The sequence below is a fragment of the Paraburkholderia sp. Clong3 genome (genome assembly GCF_050436485.1).
Classification (GTDB): Bacteria; Pseudomonadota; Gammaproteobacteria; order Burkholderiales; family Burkholderiaceae; genus Paraburkholderia; species Paraburkholderia tuberum.
This window is the reverse complement of record NZ_JBNDMH010000003.1, coordinates 1563899-1583685: the sequence shown is the minus strand read 5'-3', so window position 1 is coordinate 1583685 and position 19787 is coordinate 1563899. Positions and strand designations below refer to the sequence as shown.

Annotated in this window: 17 protein-coding genes and 1 pseudogene; 7 read left to right on the top strand and 11 right to left on the bottom strand. The window is 62.9% G+C overall.

Going from position 1 to position 19787, the window contains the following annotated elements; genetic code table 11:
• Positions 1-60 precede the first annotated feature (60 nt).
• From OKW30_RS30670 to garD, 7 genes are all read right to left on the bottom strand, one after another.
• On the bottom strand, positions 61-1272 hold the full coding sequence (locus OKW30_RS30670) for a porin (protein WP_429348455.1): 1212 nt from the start codon (positions 1270-1272) through the stop codon (positions 61-63).
• 77 nt (positions 1273-1349) lie between these two features.
• A complete protein-coding gene (locus tag OKW30_RS30665; RefSeq protein WP_184069228.1) occupies positions 1350-2702 on the bottom strand; it encodes a TRAP transporter large permease in 1353 nt (450 codons plus the stop codon).
• Between the two features lie 13 nt (positions 2703-2715).
• Positions 2716-3225 (bottom strand): TRAP transporter small permease, encoded by a 510-nt coding sequence (locus OKW30_RS30660; RefSeq protein WP_035470962.1) that lies wholly within the window; start codon positions 3223-3225, stop codon positions 2716-2718.
• Between the two features lie 177 nt (positions 3226-3402).
• On the bottom strand, positions 3403-4395 hold the full coding sequence (locus tag OKW30_RS30655; protein WP_184069225.1) for a TRAP transporter substrate-binding protein: 993 nt from the start codon (positions 4393-4395) through the stop codon (positions 3403-3405).
• Between the two features lie 610 nt (positions 4396-5005).
• Positions 5006-5935 carry an SMP-30/gluconolactonase/LRE family protein gene (locus OKW30_RS30650; protein WP_429348454.1) on the bottom strand — a complete coding sequence of 310 codons (930 nt, stop codon included), beginning with the start codon at positions 5933-5935 and terminating at the stop codon, positions 5006-5008.
• Positions 5932-6786: an NAD-dependent epimerase/dehydratase family protein gene (locus OKW30_RS30645; protein ID WP_429348453.1), complete on the bottom strand. Its 855-nt coding sequence runs from the start codon at positions 6784-6786 to the stop codon at positions 5932-5934. The genes OKW30_RS30650 and OKW30_RS30645 overlap by 4 nt, the downstream gene beginning before the upstream one ends.
• Positions 6787-6886: 100 nt before the next feature.
• Positions 6887-8476: a galactarate dehydratase gene (garD, locus tag OKW30_RS30640; protein WP_429348452.1), complete on the bottom strand. Its 1590-nt coding sequence runs from the start codon at positions 8474-8476 to the stop codon at positions 6887-6889.
• Between the two features lie 255 nt (positions 8477-8731).
• On the opposite strand from garD, the gene kdgD reads away from it, so the two are divergent.
• The 3 genes from kdgD (at position 8732) to OKW30_RS30625 (ending at position 12162) form a co-directional block, all read left to right on the top strand.
• Positions 8732-9649 (top strand): 5-dehydro-4-deoxyglucarate dehydratase, encoded by a 918-nt coding sequence (kdgD, locus tag OKW30_RS30635; RefSeq protein WP_184069212.1) that lies wholly within the window; start codon positions 8732-8734, stop codon positions 9647-9649.
• Positions 9650-9838: 189 nt separating this feature from the next.
• Positions 9839-11197, top strand: coding sequence for an MFS transporter (locus tag OKW30_RS30630; RefSeq protein ID WP_429348451.1), 1359 nt, complete (start codon positions 9839-9841; stop codon positions 11195-11197).
• A gap of 221 nt (positions 11198-11418) precedes the next feature.
• Entirely contained in the window at positions 11419-12162 is a 744-nt protein-coding gene (locus tag OKW30_RS30625) for a FadR/GntR family transcriptional regulator (protein ID WP_184069206.1), read from the top strand.
• Between the two features lie 141 nt (positions 12163-12303).
• Here the strand turns inward: OKW30_RS30625 and OKW30_RS30620 are convergent, their stop codons facing one another.
• The gene (locus OKW30_RS30620) at positions 12304-13887 is read right to left on the bottom strand and encodes an aldehyde dehydrogenase (NADP(+)) (protein WP_429291069.1); all 1584 of its coding nucleotides are present in this window, start codon (positions 13885-13887) and stop codon (positions 12304-12306) included.
• 232 nt (positions 13888-14119) lie between these two features.
• Here OKW30_RS30620 and garL point away from each other — a divergent pair, with 232 nt between their 5' ends.
• Together garL and OKW30_RS30610 are read left to right on the top strand one after the other, a co-directional pair.
• Positions 14120-14920: a 2-dehydro-3-deoxyglucarate aldolase gene (gene garL / locus OKW30_RS30615; protein WP_184034205.1), complete on the top strand. Its 801-nt coding sequence runs from the start codon at positions 14120-14122 to the stop codon at positions 14918-14920.
• On the top strand, positions 14917-15846 hold the full coding sequence (locus tag OKW30_RS30610) for a 2-hydroxy-3-oxopropionate reductase (RefSeq protein WP_260336498.1): 930 nt from the start codon (positions 14917-14919) through the stop codon (positions 15844-15846). Before garL ends, OKW30_RS30610 begins: the two co-directional genes overlap by 4 nt.
• Before the next feature lie 28 nt (positions 15847-15874).
• On the opposite strand, the pseudogene OKW30_RS30605 reads toward OKW30_RS30610, so the two are convergent.
• A pseudogene (locus OKW30_RS30605) lies at positions 15875-16044 on the bottom strand (IS5/IS1182 family transposase); the annotation flags it as partial.
• Between the two features lie 290 nt (positions 16045-16334).
• On the opposite strand from OKW30_RS30605, the gene OKW30_RS30600 reads away from it, so the two are divergent.
• Both OKW30_RS30600 and OKW30_RS30595 read left to right on the top strand, forming a co-directional pair.
• Positions 16335-17168 carry an RNase A-like domain-containing protein gene (locus OKW30_RS30600; protein ID WP_429348450.1) on the top strand — a complete coding sequence of 278 codons (834 nt, stop codon included), beginning with the start codon at positions 16335-16337 and terminating at the stop codon, positions 17166-17168.
• Complete coding sequence (locus tag OKW30_RS30595; protein ID WP_260321424.1) at positions 17168-17458, top strand: contact-dependent growth inhibition system immunity protein; 291 nt, start codon at positions 17168-17170, stop codon at positions 17456-17458. Before OKW30_RS30600 ends, OKW30_RS30595 begins: the two co-directional genes overlap by 1 nt.
• A gap of 138 nt (positions 17459-17596) precedes the next feature.
• Here the strand turns inward: OKW30_RS30595 and OKW30_RS30590 are convergent, their stop codons facing one another.
• Positions 17597-18895, bottom strand: a complete 1299-nt coding sequence (locus OKW30_RS30590) for an MFS transporter (protein ID WP_184069194.1) — start codon at positions 18893-18895, stop codon at positions 17597-17599.
• A 45-nt stretch (positions 18896-18940) separates the two neighbouring features.
• Complete coding sequence (locus OKW30_RS30585) at positions 18941-19735, bottom strand: NAD-dependent epimerase/dehydratase family protein (RefSeq protein WP_184067005.1); 795 nt, start codon at positions 19733-19735, stop codon at positions 18941-18943.
• Between the last annotated feature and the right edge of the window lie 52 nt (positions 19736-19787).

Below are 19787 nucleotides of genomic sequence, written 5' to 3'. Positions count from 1 at the left end.
GCGAAAAAAACGCGTCGATGTGGCGGCAAAACAACGCGCCGCCACGTATTCAGTAACTGTTTAGAACTTGTGGATGATACCCACGCCAACTGCGGTCTGGCTGCGCGACGAGGACGGCGAACCGTTCTGGCCGTCACCGATGCTTGCCACTGCGTTGATGATGGACTTGCCGTTGCCCGACAGCGTCTGGCCGCTAGCGCGCTGATACGCTTCGAGTGCGTACAGACCGGTGCGCTTGGACAGCGAGTAGTACTGCGACAGGTTGAACTGGTTGTAGGTAGCCGTGCTCTGAATGCCGTTCGACGACGTTGCACGGGTGTAGCTATAGCCAGCGGCCACGTCCAGAACCGAGATCGGCTTCCAGTGCAGCACTGCGCCACCGGTATTCCAGATCTGCGTGTCGTGGAACAGCGAAGCCTCGCCCGCAGTGTATTTAACGTTCGAGTATGCGAACGAAACGTCCCACTGCGAGTTGAACGCGTAACCACCCGTCACCGCAATGCGCTGCTGCTTCGCTGCGGTCTGGAAGCCGTTGTTGATTGCCGAGACGGACGGCTGAGCGCCGTTGTTCGTCGCCGTGGAATTCCACGCGGGGGTGCCAACGGTTGCCGCGTTGTCGATGCGCTGGATACCTGCTGCGATACCGATCGGGCCGTTCAGGTACTGTGCCGCCACGCTCCAGGTTTGGCCGGCTGCGAAGCTGCCCGCATTGCCGCCCAGTGCGTACGAACCGCTAACCGTCAGACCGGCAAAGCTCGGCGACGTATAAACCAGTTGGTTGTTCACCCGGAACGTCGTATCCAGCGAGTCGATATCGCCCGGATGCGCACCGTATGCACCGGTCAGCCACGTGGTCGGGCTATACGGCGAGAGCAGCGTGTAGTACGAGGTGTACCCGCGGCCTGCCGTCAGCGTACCGAACTGCGCGTTCGTCAGACCGACCCATGCCTGGCGGTTGAATGCCAGACCCGACACACTTTGCGCGCCAGTTGCGCTGTTAAAGCCTTCTTCCAACGTGAAAATCGTCTTCGTGCCGCCACCCAGATCTTCCGAGCCCTTCAAACCGAAACGGCTGCCTGCCCAGATGCCGTTGATCATCTTGACCTGCGAGTTGCCAGGGACGGTCTGCGGTTTCGCCGCCGTGGTCAGCGACGCCGAGCTGTTCTGCCAACCCAGGCCCGTATCGACGATACCGTAAAGCGTCACGCTGCTTTGCGCATGTGCGCCCAGGGCGACCAACCCCAAGGCCGAAGCTAAGAGAGTCTTTTTCATTTTTACTCCTCTGTTAAAAACTTTCTAATGCGGCCTATGCGAGCGCCGCTGAGTGTGGGTAAGACGTTTTATTTGGATCAGAACACCGGGTGACCGTTGATGATGCTCGGCAACCAGGTCGAGAACCACGGGACATAGGTGACAATATTGATGGCCGAGAAGATAGCGAGGTAATACGGCCAAGCCACCTTAGTAGTTTCCCCTATCGACACATTGCCAATTGCGCAACCAATGAACTGCACCGAGCCAATCGGCGGATGCACGAGACCCAACGCGCAGTTCAGCAGAATCATGATGCCGAACTGAACCGGGCCCACCCCGTTGTGCATGGCCATCGGCAGGAACAGCGGGGTCGTGATCAGGATGTGCGCCGCCATGTCGACGAACGTACCGAGGAACACCTGAATCACGTTGATGTACAACAACATCAGCCACGGCAGCGAGGTCGCGCCGTCGAGCATGCGTTCGATCGCCTCCGGGATCTCCAGATAGGCCATCTGGAAGCGCAGCATGTTCGACACACCGATCAGCAGCAGCACCACGCCGGTCGTTTTCGCGGCCTTGCCGAGCGCATGGCCGAGCTTCTTCATCGACAGCGAGCGATACACGACGATGGTCAATATCAGCGAATAACCCACGGCGATCGCGGCCGCCTCCGTCGCGGTGGCGATACCGCGCGCCACGCAGAACAGAATGATCGCGATGACCATCAGACCCGGCACCGCGCCGATGAACGTGCGCAGCACCGCCATCCAGCCCGGGAAACGCTGCAGTTCGGTCGAACCGTCGGGACGGCGCGGATAGCCGAACTTGACGGCCTGCCAGTAAGCGGCGATCAGCACGAGACCCATCACCCACAGCACCGGCAACAGACCCGAGAACAGCAGATCGCCGATCGACACGCCGCTCATCTGCTTGCCGTTCAGCACGCCGCTCACGCCTTGCGCGGCGAACGCGTAGATGATCATGTTGGTCGACGTCGGCATCAGCGCGCCGGCGAGCGACGAGTGCGTGGTCACGTTGACCGCGTATGCGGCGCTATAACCTTCGCGCTTCATCAGCGGGATCACGACACCGCCCATGGCCGACGTATCCGCGGTCGGCGAACCCGACACGCCGCCGAACAGCGTACAGGCGACCACGTTGGCCATGCCGAGGCCACCACGGAAATGGCCGACCGTGGCCTGCGCGAAACGCAGGATGCGGTCAGCGATGCCGCCGTGGAGCATCAACTCGCCGGAGAAGATGAAGAACGGGACCGCGAGGAACGAGAAACCGTTCATGCCCGAGATCATCGACTGCATCGCGGTCGCGGTCGGCAAGCCTTCGAACAGGTACGTCAGAACGCAGGACAGGCCCAACGCGAATGAAACCGGAACCCCGAGGAAGAGGAAGATTAGAAAACTGGCGGCAAGAAGGGCAAGTTCCATGATGGTTCTACTTTTATTCCGTGGCGGAGAGTTCGAGCGCCGGCTCTTCCCGTTTCCCCGCGAAGAGCTCGAGCAGATGCTCGATCGAGAACAACGCGATGCACACACTCGCGAAGATCGGGATGCAGTAGCGCACGCCTTCCGGCACGCCGATGATCGGAATGCGGTCGCCCATCGTGGTTTCCGCCATCTCGAGGCAACCGACGAAGACCGCCACCGCGAAAGCGACCAGACACAGGTGCTGAATCCCTTTCGCGATCACCTGGCCTTTCTCGGGCAATTTCTTGACGAGCGAGTCGAGTCCGATGTGACCGCCCTCGCGAACCTTCAGCGCGGCGCCGAACATCGCGATCAGGATCACCAGCAGCAATGCGATGGGCTCAACGAAATCGGGCGCGTCGCTAAACACGTAGCGCATCACCACGCTATAAATCACGAGCAGGCAAAGCACGGCGAGGCTAAGCGACGCCACGACCAGCAGCACGCGAAAAAGAAAATCATTTGGGCGTTTCAGGAAACTCATGACCCTGTCCTTGCTTACGACCGACCTGTGCTTGAGATTCAGCCGTCCCGATGCGACACGATCCGCACGCGCGCGCGAAATCACGCGGCGGAAGGTCTCGCGAGTTTCCTCGCGGGACCATTCACGCCGCTGTTGCGACAAGCGTTGCTATTGCTGATTGCGTCCGGGACGCGTGACTTACTTGATTGCTTCGATCTCGTCGACGATCTGCTTCATTTGCGGGGTCTTTTCGTACTTCGCCCACACAGGCTGCATCACTTTCACGAAAGCCGCGCGGTCGATCTGCGAAGCCGCGATGACCGTTGCGCCACCCTTCGTGACGGCCTTCTGTGCGTCGGCTTCGCGCGCGGTCCACAGCTTCTGGTAGTACGGCACCGAGTCAGCCGCGGCCTTCTTGATGATCTGCTGCTCTTGCGGCGACAGCGTGTCCCACACCTTCTTCGAGAACACCAGCACTTCCGGCGTCATCGAATGCTCGGTTTCCGAGTAGACCTGAGCGACTTCGAAGTGCTTGGTTTCTTCGTACGACGGCAGGTTGTTTTCGGCGCCGTCGACGAGGCCGGTCTTCAGGCCCGTATAGACTTCCGAGAACGGCATCGGGGTCGGCGTGCCGCCCATTGCCTTGATTTCGTCGACCATCAGGTCGGACGGCTGCACGCGGACCTTCAGCCCCTTCATGTCAGCCGGCGATTTGATCGCCTTCTTCGCGTACATCGAGCGTGCGCCGCTCTCGTAGAACGTCAGTGCGATCATGCCCTTCGCGGTGAAGGCGTCGAGGATCTTCTGGCCTTCCGGACCGTACATGACCTTGCGGAAATGGTCGACGTCGCGGAACAGGAACGGCAGCGACGGGATCATCGATTCCGGCACGATTTCGTTGAACGCAGCACCGTTGGCACGGGCCATGTCGAGCGCGCCGATACGGACCTGGTCGATCGTGTCGTTTTCCGAACCGAGCGCGCTGTTGCCGAACACCTTCACGGAGTCCTTGCCGCCGGTCGCCTTGCTGATCTCCTCGCCCATGTACTTCACGGCCATGTTGGTCGGGAAGGTGTCGCCGTGCACATCGGCGACGCGGAACACGCGCGCTTCAGCCGACATCGTGCTGAACGCCAACGCCGCGGCCGCGACGATCATCGAAACATGGGAAGAGGCAAACTTCTTGTTCATCGTGACATTCCTTGAAAAATAGGCCATCCCGGCAACAGCGGATGTGACATGGTTTTGACGCGTCTCCGGCTTCACGCTCACTGCCTTCGCAGGTGCGGGCGTTGGCCGTACTGGCTGTGCGACTTCCCCGGCACAGTTGACCCAGCACTCCAGTCGACAACTCGACTACTTACTTCAATCACGCCGGCCGGCTTCGGACATGCATGCCGCATCGACCGCGGCGGCACGAATGCCTTGCAAACCCACCGAATTGCACTGTCACACCAACACAGAAAGCCATTTGTTTGGGCTTATATGTTGTACGACAACATACGAAGTCTATAAAAGGGGTTTTATCTTGTACAGACGGTATTTACCCGCATCAAGAAAAGCGCCGGTACGAATGACCTTGTGGCATGCCACAAGGTCCCGCACCGTCTGGCATTGGATGGGGACGGAATCGGTACAGTCTGCGAGCTGTGGTATTTTTGCTGAAGAAATACGTGGCGGCGTGGTCTTCACACAACACGTTGTACGACGAGTGACAAATAAAGGGCCACACGAATGGTCCTGAAAAATCAAAACGCCGGGAGAAAAACTTCGTCCCGGCGCATGCTTCATGCAAGCAACGTTACAGTTGCCCTGCGAATTCGGGCTCAGGCAGCCCGCTCACGCCAGGCCGCAGCGCGAACACGTGGCCGTCGTGCTCGCTCGCGCCGTTGGCGGGACGAATCGAGGTGACGAACAGCGTATCGAGATCGCGGCCGCCGAACGCGCACATGGCAGGCTTGATGGCCGGCACCGGAACCTGCCGGTCAAGCTTGCCCTGCGGCGTAAAACGCAGCAGCAGACCGGCGTCGTTCGCGCAGATCCAGTAGCAGCCGTCGGCATCGACCGCCGCGCCGTCCGGACGGCCCGAATAGTGATGCAGGTCGGCGAACACGCGGCGGTTGCGCGGCTCACCGGTGTCGACGTCGTAGTCGAACGCCCAGATCAGCCGGCGCAGCGGATGCGAGTCGGACAGATACATCGTCGTGCCGTCCGGCGACCAGCCCAGGCCGTTCTGCGTGATCAGCGAATCGACGACCGGCGCTGACAGCACGCCCTTCTCGTCGAAGCGGTACAGCGCGCCGCCCGGGATCGCCGCGGCCATGTCCATCACCATCGTGCCGGCCCAGAAACGCCCTTGCCGGTCGCAGCGGCCGTCGTTGAAACGCATTCCGCCGTGCGGGAATTCAGGCGCCGCGAGCTTGCGCAGCGACGCTGTCAGCGGCTCGCCGCTCGCCGCTTTCGACGCGTCCGCGAGCGAGACCGCGAACAACCCGGTCTCGCAGCCGGCGAGCACGGTGCCGGCGTGATCGAACGCGATACAGGCGACCTGCTCCGGCAGCAGCCATTCGGTGCGCTTGCCTGTCTCGAGCGAGCCGCGCACGATCTTTTTCGCCGGAATGTCGACCCAGTACAGCGCCTGCTCGGCCGCGCGCCAGACCGGGCTTTCACCGGTGGCCGCGGGCAACGGACCGGCCGCTTCGAAGCGCTCCACTTGCGGATTCGCGCTCATTGTTCAGGCTCCCGCTTCGGCTCCATCGGACCGGCTAGCACGAACGGGCCGCCCTGGTACAGCTGGGTCGGGTCGTCGAAGCGCGTGTCGGGAGCGCTCGGTGGGAACAGGTGGTCGAACTGCGCCGAGCTGTCTTGCGGACGGTAGCCGAGAAACGCGGCGTTCGTGTTGTCGACCCACGAGATGCGGTTGTTCGACACGCCGTAGACGATCGCGTGACCGACGCGGTTCGTGAACAGCGAGCAGCGCACGAGCTCGATGAAATCGCGGTAGCTCAGATACGTGACGAGCATGCGTGCGGTCTTCGGCTGCTCGAACGACGAGCCGATCCGCAAACACACGGTCTCGAGACCGAAGCGGTCGAAGTAGTAGCGCGACAGCGATTCGCCGAAACACTTCGTCACGCCGTACATGCCGTCCGGACGCAGCGGCACTTCGGTATCGAGAACCGACGTCACCGGATGGAAACCCACCGCGTGATTCGAGCTCGCGTAGATGATGCGCTTCACGCCATGCTTTTGCGCCGACGAGTACACGTTGTAGAGGCCGCGGATGTTCGCTTCGAGCAGGTCTTCGAACGGCGCTTCGACGGAGATGCCGCCGAGATGCACCACCGCGTCCACGCCTTCGAGCAGCGCGTGCGCGGCTGCTTCATCGGCGAGATTGACGACGGCCGCTTCCTCGTGCGCGGCGACTTCGCCGAGCGCAGCGATATCGGACACGCGCACGATGTCGGCCCATTGCGCGAGCGCGGGACGCAGTTGCTTGCCGAGGTTGCCCGCGGCGCCGGTGAGCAGCAGACGGCGGAAGGGTTTCTTTGCCGCGGAGCGGTCAACGTTCAAATCGGTCATGTCTCTTTGCTGTTGTGATTGCGATCGGGTCTTCTGAACGGAAAAGCGAGCGCCGGCTGGACCAGCGCTCGCCTGAGTATTGACGGGGCACGGTGCCTGCTCAGGTCACCGGCGCCGGGTTGAACAGTGTCAACGCATTGTGCAGTCCGAGCTTCTCCGCGCAGGTTTCCTTGCGGCCGCTCGCGACTTCGAGCATCAGGCGGAACAGTTCCCAGCCCACCTCCTCGATGCTGGACTGGCCGGTCGCGATCGTGCCGGCGTTGATGTCCATCAGATCGTGCCAGCGACGCGCGAGGTCCGAACGCGTCGCGACCTTGATGACCGGTACTTCGGCGAGGCTGTACGGCGTGCCGCGGCCGGTCGTGAACACGTGCAGCGTGATGCCCGAGGCGACCTGCAGCGTGCCGCAGATGAAGTCGCTGGCCGGCGTCGCCGCGTAGATCAGGCCCTTCTGATTGACCTTCTCACCCGGCGACAGCACGCCGGAGATCGCCGAGTTGCCCGACTTGATGATCGAGCCCATCGCCTTTTCGACGATGTTCGACAGGCCGCCCTTTTTGTTGCCGGGCGTCGTGTTCGCGCTGCGGTCCGCGCCGCCGCGCTTCAGGTAATCGTCGTACCACTGCATCTCGCGGATGATCGCCTGTGCGACGTCCGCATTGGCCGCGCGCGCGGTCAGCTGATCGACGCCGTCGCGCACTTCGGTGACTTCCGAGAACATCACGGTCGCGCCGGCGCGCACCAGCAGGTCCGTTGCGAATCCGACGGCCGGGTTCGCGGTCAGGCCCGAGAACGCGTCGCTACCGCCGCACTGCACACCGATCACCAGATCCGACGCCGGACAGGTTTCGCGACGACGGTTGTTCAGACGCTTCAGATGCCCTTCGGCCATCCTCATGATCGACGTGATCATCGACTGGAAGCCGACGTGCGATTCGTCCTGCAGCACCACGACGTCGCCGTTCTGGTCTAGCGCGACATTACCGATGTCCGCGACGTCGTCGACGACCGCCGCCGCCGCGATCGGAATCGTTCCCGGCGGCATCAGACGCTCGGGCTGCAGCTTCTCGCAGCCGAGGCTCACCATCATCACTTCGCCGCCGAAGTTCGGGTTCAGCGCGATGTTGCGCACGGTGCGGATCGGCACCATCGCGTCGGGCGCGTCGATCGCGACGCCGCAGCCGTAGGTGTGACCGAGGCTGACGACATCGTCGACATTCGGATATTTCGGCAGCAGCTCGGCCTTGATGCGCGTGACCGCGTGTTGCACGACGTCGGCGACGCACTGCACGGTGGTCGTGATCGCGAGGATGTTGCGCGTGCCCACCGAGCCGTCCGAGTTACGGTAGCCCTCGAACGTATAGCCTTCGAGCGGCGGCATGTCCGGCGCTTTGATGGTGGCGATCGGCAGGTCTTCGAGTCCCGGCGGCCTCGGCATGCGGATCAAGTGTTCGTTGATCCAGCTGCCCTTCGGCAGCGGCTTCAGCGCATAACCGATCACGACGTTATAGCGGATGACCTCGTCGCCCTCGGCGAGATCGGCCACCGCGACCTTGTGGCCCTGCGGCACACGCTCGCGCAGCCTGAGGCCATCGGCGAATACCGCGCCCTCGCCCAGACCGCCGTCGTTGACGACGATCGCGACATTGTCATTGGGATGAACGCGGATGTAGAGCGGAGTTTGTTCCATTGATCGATCCTTGAGGCGTGATAGACCTGCTTCGCCAGAAATCATACGTCATCCTACAACGTGAAGTTTCGCCTGGATGTTCCGTATTTACCCTATAGCGTGAATTATGCCGTGAAAACCCCGTTGAGTTACCGGATTTGTTGTTGTACGATGACGTATAAGAAATCTGATTTCCAAAGATTTTCTACTAGTACGACGTCCGTTGTACTGGTTGGAACCAACAACGACCCAATCCGACGCCTGGATATTTTGATCATGACGACACCGCAGGAACTCAAGCAGATCGTTTCGGAAGGCCTCCTGTCCTTCCCCGTCACCGACTTCGACGCTAAAGGCGACTTCCGCGCCGACACCTACGCAGAGCGTCTCGAATGGCTCGCGCCGTACGGCGCATCGGCGCTGTTCGTCGCCGGCGGCACGGGCGAATTCTTCTCGCTGACGCAAGACGACTACACGCAAGTAGTCAAGACCGCGGTCGAGGTCTGCAAGGGCAAGGTACCGATCCTCGCCGGCGCCGGCGGCCCGACCCGCGTGGCGATCGCCTACGCGAAGGAAGCTCAGCGCCTCGGCGCGCACGGCATCCTGCTGATGCCGCACTACCTGACCGAAGCAAGCCAGGACGGTATCGCCGCGCACGCCGAAGAGGTCTGCAAGGCTGTTCCGGGCATGGGCGTGATCATCTACAACCGCGCGAACTCGAAGCTCAACGCCGACATGCTCGAACGTCTGGCAGACCGTTGCCCGAACCTGATCGGCTTCAAGGACGGCGTGGGCGAGATCGAAAACATGGTGACGATCCGCCGCCGCCTCGGCGAGCGCTTCTCGTACCTCGGCGGCCTGCCGACCGCGGAAGTCTACGCTGCAGCCTACAAGGCGCTGGGCGTGCCGGTGTACTCGTCGGCGGTGTTCAACTTCATCCCGAAGACCGCGATGGACTTCTACCGCGCGATCGCCGCTGACGACCACGCGACCGTCGGCAAGCTGATCGACGAATTCTTCCTGCCGTACCTGAAGATCCGCAACCGCCGCGCCGGCTACGCGGTCAGCATCGTCAAGGCTGGCGCGAAGCTGGTCGGCCACGACGCAGGTCCGGTGCGCGCACCGCTGACCGATCTGACGCCGGAAGAAATGGAGCAGCTCGACGCGCTGATCAAGAAGCTCGGACCGCAGTAAGGCACCGGCGTTAGGGCTTCTAGCGAAGTAGCTCGCGAGCCTCATCGATGAGGGCCGCCTGGACGGCCGCGTGGCGAACGCCCGGCACAGCAACGTCGCCGGGCGTTCGTGTGTTTGCCCGACAGGCAGGTGGTCTGCGGGCCACCCGGTGTGCAGACTACACCTCGCCGACAATACAGGAGATGACCCATGGACTTGAGCCGCTCGGCCAGTTCCACCGACGCCGCTTCTAGCGCGGCACGCACCAAGGTCCGCTACGGGATCCTGCTGCTGATCTTTGTGATCACCACCCTCAACTACGCCGACCGCGCGACACTGTCCGTCACCGGTTCCGCAATGCGCACCGCGTTCAGCCTCGACGCGATCCGCATGGGCTATATCTTTTCCGCATTCAGCTGGGCTTACGTGCTGTCGCAACTGCCGGCCGGCTGGCTGCTCGACCGTTTCGGCGCACGCCGCGTGTACGCGGCGAGCATCTTCTCGTGGTCGCTATTCACGCTGCTGCAGAGCTCGGTCGGCCTGCTCGGCAGCGCCGGTGCGGCGATTACCGGCCTGTTCGCGCTGCGCTTCGTGATGGGCGCGGCCGAGTCGCCGGCGTTCCCGGCGAACGCGAAGGTCGTCGCGAGCTGGTTCCCGACCAACGAGCGCGGCACCGCGTCGGCGATCTTCAACGCCGCGCAATACTTCGCCGCGGTCGTGTTCACGCCGCTGATGGCGTGGCTCACGCACGCGTTCGGGTGGGAAATGGTCTACGTCGTAATGGGCGTGGCCGGGCTGCTGCTCGCGCTGACGTGGCTGAAGGTCATGAAGAATCCCGCCGACCATCCGCGCGTGTCGCGCGCCGAGCTCGAGTACATCGAGCAAGGTGGCGGGCTCGTCAGCGGTGCGCGCAAGACGCGCCCGGACGATGTTTCGAAGGCCGGCGGCTGGACGCTCGTGCGTCAGTTGCTCAGCAACCGCATGCTGCTCGGCGTCTATCTCGCGCAGTACTGCATCAACGTGCTGACCTACTTCTTCCTCACGTGGTTTCCGATCTACCTCGTGCAGGCGCGCGGCATGACGATCCTGCACGCGGGCCTCGTGGCCTCGCTGCCGGCGATCTGCGGCTTTCTCGGTGGGGTGCTCGGCGGCGTGCTGTCGGACGCAATGATCCGCCGCGGCTGTTCGCTGACCGTCGCGCGCAAGGTGCCGATCGTCGGCGGCATGCTGCTGTCGACCTGCATCATCGGCTGCAACTACGTGTCGACCGACTGGGTCGTCGTCGCGCTGATGTCGCTCGCGTTCTTCGGCAAGGGCATCGGCGCGCTCGGCTGGGCCGTGGTCGCCGATACCTCGCCGAAGGAAGCGCTCGGCTTGTCCGGCGCGATCTTCAACATGTTCGGCAACATCGCCGGCATCGTGACGCCGATCGTGATCGGTTATCTCGTCGCCCGCACGGGCTCGTTCAATGGCGCGCTGGTGTTCGTCGGCGCGAACGCGCTGCTGACCGTGATCAGCTATCTGGTGATCGTCAAGGATATCCGGCGGGTCGAGTTGCGCCCGGCGTGAGCCCGTTATAGGCTTGGTTATCGTCGCGGTTATCGTACTTCCGGCCGACCGGCCCGGCGCCTCGCGCGATTTATCCGCGCCGAGGCGCCAAACTTCGGGCCTGCGCCGATATACGTGACATTTGCGCCGGAAACGATCCGGCCTTATATAATCAGTCGTCAGACGACGATATAATAAAAATGCACGATTCCCAGCGATCTTTCAAACAAGGAGCGTTTTCGATGGCTACACCACTAGCATCCGCGGCACCGCCACGACGCGCTCGCAATCTTGCCGAGTTCGTCGTCAACTACGTCACCGAGCAGATCACGGCCAACTTGCTGAAGCCGGGCGACAAACTCCCCACCGAATCGCAGCTGATGAGCACACTCAGCGTGAGCCGCACGGTGATTCGCGAGGCGATCTCGCGCCTGCAGGCAGGCAAGGTCATCGAGACGCGGCACGGCATCGGCAGCTTCGTGCTCGAGCCGCAACGCGAAAAGCTCGGCATCGACATGGTGCCCGCCACCACGCTGCGCGACGTGCTGTGCATTCTGGAGCTGCGCATCAGCCTCGAAACCGAATGTGCCGGTCTCGCCGCGCAACGCGCGAAGCCGGACGACCTCGCGCGCATGCGCACCGCGCTCGACGCGATCGAGGCCACGCGCCACAACGGGCTCGACAGCGTGCAGGCCGACCTGCAGTTCCACATCTCGGTCGCACGCGCAACCGGCAACCGCTATTTCGTCGACATCCTGTCGCAAATGGGCAGCGCGCTGATTCCGCGCAACCGGCTCGACTCGGCCGGCATCGCGCGCGCCGATCCTGATGCGTATCTGTCGCTCGTGAACCTCGAGCATGAAAGCATCCTCGAGGCGATCAGCCGGCACGACGCCGAAGGCGCACGCGCCGCGATGCGCATGCATCTGTCGAATAGCCGCGAGCGGCTGCGTCGCGCGAATGAAGTGAGCGAAGCGAACAGCTGATTCTCACCAAGCTCGCGGGAGAAAAAAATGGCCGGGATCTCCCGGCCATTTTTTTATCTTGCGATTGCGTCCGCCCTTCCCTTCGATCCGCGCCCGGCCGACCGGCCCGGGCGCGCATCCGTTCAGGACGGCGTCACGCGATTAACCGCGCGTGAGTTCGCCATCGCGACGACGCCACAGTTCCAGCGGATTGCCGTCGGCCAGCGTTTCCGGCAGCAGCTCGGCCGGGAAGTCCTGGTAGCAGACCGGGCGCAGGAAGCGGTCGATCGACGTGGTGCCGACCGAGGTCGCCCGGCTATCCGACGTTGCCGGGAACGGGCCGCCGTGGACCATCGCGTGGCACACTTCGACGCCGGTCGGAAAGCCGTTGACCAGAATCCGGCCGGCCTTGCGCTCGAGAATCGGCACCAGCTTCTTCGCAGCGGCCACGTCGGCGCTGTCCATCTGCAGCGTCGCGGTCAGCTGGCCCGCGAAGTGTTCGGCGACCTTCAGCATTTCCTGCTCGTCCTTGCAGCGGATGATCGTCGACACCGGGCCGAACACTTCGTCTTCGAGTGCCGGGTTCGCGAGGAACGTCTGCGCGTCGGTCACGAACAGCGCCGCGCAAGCCTGGGTCGGGCCGGTCGCGGCGACGCCGCGTGCCACGACTTCGACGCCCTTCGTTGCGGCCAGCTTGCCTTCGCCGTCCTCATACGCGGCGTGAATGCCCGAGGTCAGCATGGTCTGCGCCGGCTTCGCCGCGAGCGCTTCCGATGCCGTCGCGACGAAGCCCTTCAGCGCGTCGCTGTCGATCGCGATGGCGAGGCCCGGGTTGGTGCAGAACTGGCCCGCGCCGAGCACGAGCGAGTCGACGAAACCGCGCGCGATGCTGTCGCCGCGTGCCGCAAGAGCGTTGGGCAGCAGGAACAGCGGGTTGATGCTGCTCATTTCAGCGTATACCGGGATCGGCTCCGGACGCGCCGCCGCGACGCGCATCAGCGACGTGCCGCCCGCGCGCGAACCGGTGAAGCCGACCGCCTTGATGGCCGGGTGCGCAACCAGTGCCTCGCCGACCGAGTTACCCGCGCCGACGATCATCGAGAACACGCCTTCGGGCAGATCCATTTCCTGCGCGACGCGCTGGATCACGCGACCGACCAGCTCCGACGTGCCGAGGTGAGCGCGATGCGCCTTCACGACGACCGGGCAGCCAGCAGCCAGCGCCGCGGCGGTGTCGCCACCCGCCACCGAGAACGCGAGCGGGAAGTTGCTCGCGCCGAACACCGCGACCGGACCGAGCGCGATCTTCTGCATGCGCAGATCCGAGCGCGGCAGCGGCTTGCGCTCCGGCAGCGGCGAATCGAGCGTAGCGTTGAGCCACTGGCCCGCGCGCACGGTCTGCGCGAACAGCTTCAACTGGCCGGTGGTGCGGCCGCGCTCGCCTTCCAGACGCGCCTTCGGCAGTCCCGATTCAGCCTGCGCGCGCTCGATCAGCTCGTCGCCGAGCGCGGTGATGCCGTCAGCGATACGGTCCAGGAACTCGGCGCGCACTGCGAGCGGCAGTTGACGGTAGGCGTCGAACGCCTGTTGCGCGAGCGCGCAGGCCTGCTCGACGTTCTCGACGGTGCCGCTGCCGAACACCGGCTCGGCAATCTCGGAACCCGTGGCAGGATTGAACGCGCGCAGCGGTTTTTCTTCGCCGCGCACGGCTTTGCGACCGATCAGCATTTCGCCGGTAATAGGCATTTTTGACTTTCCTTTAATGAAGGCTAAAGATATGGGTCATCCTACAACATCGCGGGGGCCCTATGCAACCCGAAACGCTTGTCTGACAGGGGCATACGGGTATACTCGCCCATTACAACCGGGCCGTGCGGTGCTAGTCTGCAGCTTGTCATACGACGACTTATAACTCGCATTTCGCGGTTTAGCATTGTCGCAGCCTTTCCCGATCCATCGCAGTTCGAGGAGACACCGCATGCCCGCCGTCACGCCTTACGAGTCCTTGCCCAACCGCTTCCGGCGCGCGGTGCGCGAGGGAAAAACCCAGATCGGCTGCTGGGCGTCGCTCGCCAGCCCGATCGCCACTGAACTGCTGGGCACGGTCGGCTTCGACTGGATGCTGCTGGACGCCGAACACGCGCCCAACGACGTGCTCACGCTGATCCCGCAGTTGATGGCGCTCAAGGACAGCGGCAGCGCACCGGTCGTCCGACCACCGGCCAACGACAGCGTCGTGATCAAACGTTTTCTCGACAGCGGCTTCTCGAACTTCCTCGTGCCCTTCGTCGACAGCGCCGACGACGCCGCCCGCGCGGTCGCGTCGACACGCTATCCGCCGCAGGGCATTCGCGGCGTGTCGGTCGGCCATCGCGGCAATCGCTACGGCACCGTGTCCGACTACTTCGCGATCGCCAACGACAACGTCTGCGTAATCCCGCAGATCGAAAGCCGCAAGGCGGTCGAGAATATCGACAGCATCCTCGCGGTGGACGGCATCGACGCGGTCTTCATCGGTCCGTCCGACCTCGCGGCGTCGTATGGCCACCTCGGCAATGCGAGCCATCCGGACGTGCAGCAGGCGATCGCGCATGTGTTCGCGCGCGCGCAGGCGGCCGGCAAGTCGAGCGGCATTCTCGCGCCGCTGCAGGCCGACGCGGAACGATATCTGTCGATGGGCGCGCGCGTCGTCGCGGTCTGCGCGGATCTCGGGTTGCTCAAGGGCGCCGCGCAGGCGGCACAGAAACACTTCATGCAGAAACCGGCGGGCGAGGCTTGAACGCGGCCGCCACGACATCTTCGGAGCATTCCATGCAAAAAGCAGGCTTTATCGGACTCGGCATCATGGGCAAGCCCATGGCCGCCAACCTTCTGAAAAACGGCGTGTCGCTCGCCGCCTTTACGCGTAGCGGCGTGCCCGCCGAGCTCACGCAGGCCGGCGCCCTCGCATGCGACAACCCCGCCGCGGTCGCCGCCAACGCGGACGTGATCTTCATCATGGTGCCTGACACGCCGGACGTCGAACGCGTGCTGTTCGGCGAGAACGGCCTCGCGAGCGCGCTGCGCGCCGGCCAGACCGTCGTCGACATGAGCTCGATCTCGCCGATGGCGACCCGCGATTTCGCGGCGCGCGTGCGCGAATCCGGTGCCGATTATCTCGACGCGCCGGTGTCCGGTGGCGAAGTCGGCGCGAAGGCCGGCTCGCTGACCATCATGGTCGGGGGCGAACAGGCCACGTTCGACAGCGTGAAGCCCCTGTTCGACATGATGGGCAAGAACGTCACGCTGATCGGCGCGGTCGGCGCGGGCCAGGTGTGCAAGGTCGCCAACCAGGTGATCGTCGCGGCGACCATCGAGGCGGTCGGCGAAGCGCTGCTGCTCGCGTCGAAGGCGGGTGTCGATGCGGCGCGCGTGCGTGAGGCGCTGATGGGCGGCTTCGCATCGTCGCGCATTCTCGAAGTGCACGGCGAGCGCATGACCAGGCGCACGTTCGATCCGGGCTTCCGCATCGAACTGCACCAGAAGGACCTGAACCTCGCGCTGTCGACCGCGCAGGCGCTCGGCGTGTCGCTGCCGAACACCGCCACCTGCCAGGCGTTGTTCAACGCGTGCGTCGCGCACGGCGGCAAGGCGTGGGACCACTCGGCGATGGTGCGCGCGCTCGAAGTGCTCGCGAATCACGAGATCGGTCAGAAGAGCGCATAAGCGCGCTGTTGCGCGGCGCCACTTCACAGTTGCGATCGGGTTTTCCGTCTGTCCGCATGTGACCGATGGCCGGCTCGATCGCAATTCGTCGTCTGATCGGGAGCGATGCTCTTCTCGCGGTCGACCATTACGGCTTCCGCCGCGGCATCGCTCTGAATTGCCGCCTGATCCAGCGCTTCTAACCAGCGTATGACCATCAACGCGTGAGCATAGCTCGCGACCTTTCGTCTCCTCATTAACGGCCGATGCTTTCGCAATTTTATTGCGAGCTACGCGCCCCTCTTGCGGCTGTCAAAGCGTACGGCGTGGGTAGTGGCCGGGCTGCCATGGCATTCGCCCCATGCCCTTGCGCCATCCAATCCAACTAACGTCCGATCGAGCGAACCATCGGGACGCACGGGCTGGCACAAGAATCATCCTTCGCCCATTCCCTCGCTCTGCACCCGGCTGTTAGCTTGATAGCCCCAACAACGACAGAGGAGTCCGGAGTGTCATATAACCAGGATTCGGATGGCGTGCGCGTCGTACTCAGTGCGCCACAACTGGCGGCGGTGCTAACGCGCCAATCGATCAGCCAGAGCGAATTGCTTTCCAACCGGCTATGGGGCGGATTGCAACTTGTCGGCGGTCTGCTGGAAATGGTCGGGGCCGGCGCGCTGTGTGTGATGCCGGAGCCGACCATGGCAAGCAAGGCCGGATGCGTTGTGTTCGGCGTACACGGCTCGGACACAGCGGCCGCTGGCTTGCGTCAGATCTGGACGGCGCGAGATACGGCGACGCTGACCCAGCAGGGCACGACGAAACTTGCCGAGGCGATGAAGGCCAGTCCCGATATGGCGAACAATATCGGTCTGTGGCTCGATATGGTCGTGCCGTTTGGCTTCGCTAGTTCGGTCAAGGCTATACGGACTTCGCGGATCGTGATGGGCCGGATCAGACTGATGGAGCACGAAGCAAAGGACGGTAGCCGGATCGGCGGGCATACAATCGAAAAGCATGTCGGGCGGACTGAGGCGCAATTGCGCGAGCGGCTGCGCCTGGAACCAAAAAGAGAAGTAGTATCGTCGTTTCGGGATTTACCGACGGCGGAATGGGCGATCTCCAATGCCATGGAATCCAACACACTGAAAATCAGGAATTGGGCTCAATCAAATCCGAGACATGTTTTAACCCTATTCCATAACGTTGGAAAAACTGTAGGTTATGGAATTATCCGAGAAACCGGGCAAGTAAAGGGTATGAGTACGGTTCAGGTTGTCTTGAAATATGAGAAATACAATGGAATGCCATATTACATTTTGACGTCTTATCTACTGAAATGATGAACGAAGAATCATACCCCCAGTTCTATGTCCTGTTCGGGGGATATCTCAACCAAGATAGCGATCTCTGGGGTGATACTCTGGAGCAGGTTGTATCATGCTTCAAGGGAGACAGTTCTACAGAAGAAATTGCAGAGACGCTACGCGAAATAGATAAATATAAAAAAGAAGCAGGCGAAAATCTTGACCAAAAGTTTTACGAAGATTATGGATTTAATTTCCATCCGAAATTGTGGGGATACACTACCGCATCCTTCTTTGACGAATTAAAACGTCTGCTGGGCGACTAATCTGCTTGCCGGCTGCAACGCTCACGGCGCAACAGCGCCATCCTGCAAACGGCCGCAAAACCGACAAAAAAACGGCGCCCACTCATGGGCGCCGCTTCTTTCACAACATCGGCCCACTAAAGCCGACCGCACTTCGCCTTACTTCGCCGTCACCGCACCGGCCGACGCCCACTTCGGCTCCGGCATCTTGTCCGAACTCCTGGCCATCAGGCAGACCACGACCGCGGCGATCAGATCGAACACCGCCAGCACGACGAACAGCGGGCTATAGCCGATCTGCGTGACGAGCACACCGAACAGCGCGGTGAACGCCGCGGCGCCCAGATATCCAGCCATGCCGCCCATGCCCGTCGCGGTCGCGACCTCGTGCTTGCCGAACATGTCCGAGGTGATCGCGTACAGTGCGCCCGACAACGTCTGGTGCGCGAAGCCGCCGACGCACAGCAGCGCCACCGCCATGTACGGGCTCTCGACGAGACCGACGCACGCCGGCCCGATCATGAACAGCGCACCGACCACGAACACCATCTTGCGCGACGTGAACAGCGACACCTTCGCGTACTTGTGGAACAGCGGGCTCAGATAACCGCCGAGCACGCAGCCGATGTCGGCGGCGAGGAACGGCATCCACGCGAACATCGCGACTTCCTTCAGGTTCATGTGACGCTCGGTCATCATGTACAACGGAATCCACGCGTTGAACGTTTGCCAGGCCGGCTCGGACAGAATTCGCGGAATACCGATCGCCCAGAAATCGCGGCTCGCCAGCATCGCGCGCCAGTTGCGCTTCGGCGTGTTGATGTCATCGTGATGCTTCGCTTCCTGGCCGCTCAGAATGTAGTCGCGCTCCGCGTTGCCCAGCAGCTTCTGGTTGCGCGGATGCTTGTAGATGATCATCCACAGCACGCTCCATACGATACCCGCCGCGCCGACGATCACGAACGCGAGTTGCCAGCGGCCGTGAAACAGTGCCCACACGACGAGCGGCGGCGCAAGCAGCGCGCCAATCGACGAGCCAATGTTGAACCAGCCGATCGCAACCGACCGCTCTTTCGCCGGGAACCACTCGCTGGTCGCCTTCACGCCAGCCGGAATCCCGGCCGATTCGGCGAGACCCAGGATACCGCGGAACACGGCGAGGCTACGCCAGCCCGTCGCCCATGCCGCCGCCGCGCACGCCACCGACCACGCCAGCGCGAACACCGCGAAGCCGACCTTGGTGCCGATCGTGTCGAGCACGAAACCGGCGACCGGCTGCATGAACGCATAGCAGAGCTGCCACGCCACGACCACGTGCGAATACTGCTCGGTCGTGATGTTCAGCTCCTTCATCATCGTCGGAGCCGCAACCGACAACGTGTTACGCGCCAGGTAATTGATGATCAGGCCGGCCGCGACCAGCGCGACCATCCCCCAGCGAATACCCTTGATCTTCATTGCTGCCACTCCTCGTGATGCAATGCCCGTCAAACCGAACGGGACTTAAGCCTTGCGCGAATAGTCGATGCCGACGAAGCTACCGCCCTGGTAGCGCTGGCACAGCTCATCGAGCGGATTCGGGCGCGACAGGATGTCTTGCGCGTAGTCCTCGGCGTTCTGCTTCGGCTCGTAGCCAAGGCGCGCGGCGCCGCTGTTGTCCCACCAGCTGCGCGTATTGGCCGACACGCCCCAGATGGTCAGGAAGCCGACGTCTTCCGCTTCGATGCAGCGCTCGAGGAAATGCATCAGGTCCTTGTGGCCGAACCAGGTGCTCAGATGGCGCTGCTCGGTCGGACGCTCGAGGCAGCTGCCGATCCGCACGCACACGCTTTCGATGCCGTGCTTGTCCCAGTACATGCGCGCGAGCGCTTCGCCCCACACCTTCGACAGGCCGTAGAAGCCGTCCGGGCGCAGTTCGCAGTCGAGGCTCAGATGCTCGGTGACCGGGTACATGCCGATCGCGTGGTTCGAGCTCGCGAACACGATGCGCTTCACGCCATTGCGGCGCGCGCCTTCGTAGACTTCGACGAGGCCGCGCAGGTTGTTCTCGATGATCTCGGGCAGCGGACGCTCGACGCTCGTGCCGGCGAAATGGATCAGCACGTCCACGCCGTTCAGCAGACGGTCGACCACCGCCGGATCGCGCAGGTCGCCGTTCATCACGTCTTCGCCGTCGACGAGCGGCGTCAGTACTTTGGAGCCCGCGGCCGAGCGCAACGGCACGCCACGCGCGACGAATTCAGCACGTACCACGGAGCCGAGCTGGCCGCCGGCGCCACTCAGGGCAATCTTCTTCATAGGGGTTCCTTTTACTGCGCCGCGCGCAAGGTCTTCAGAGAACAGACAGAGG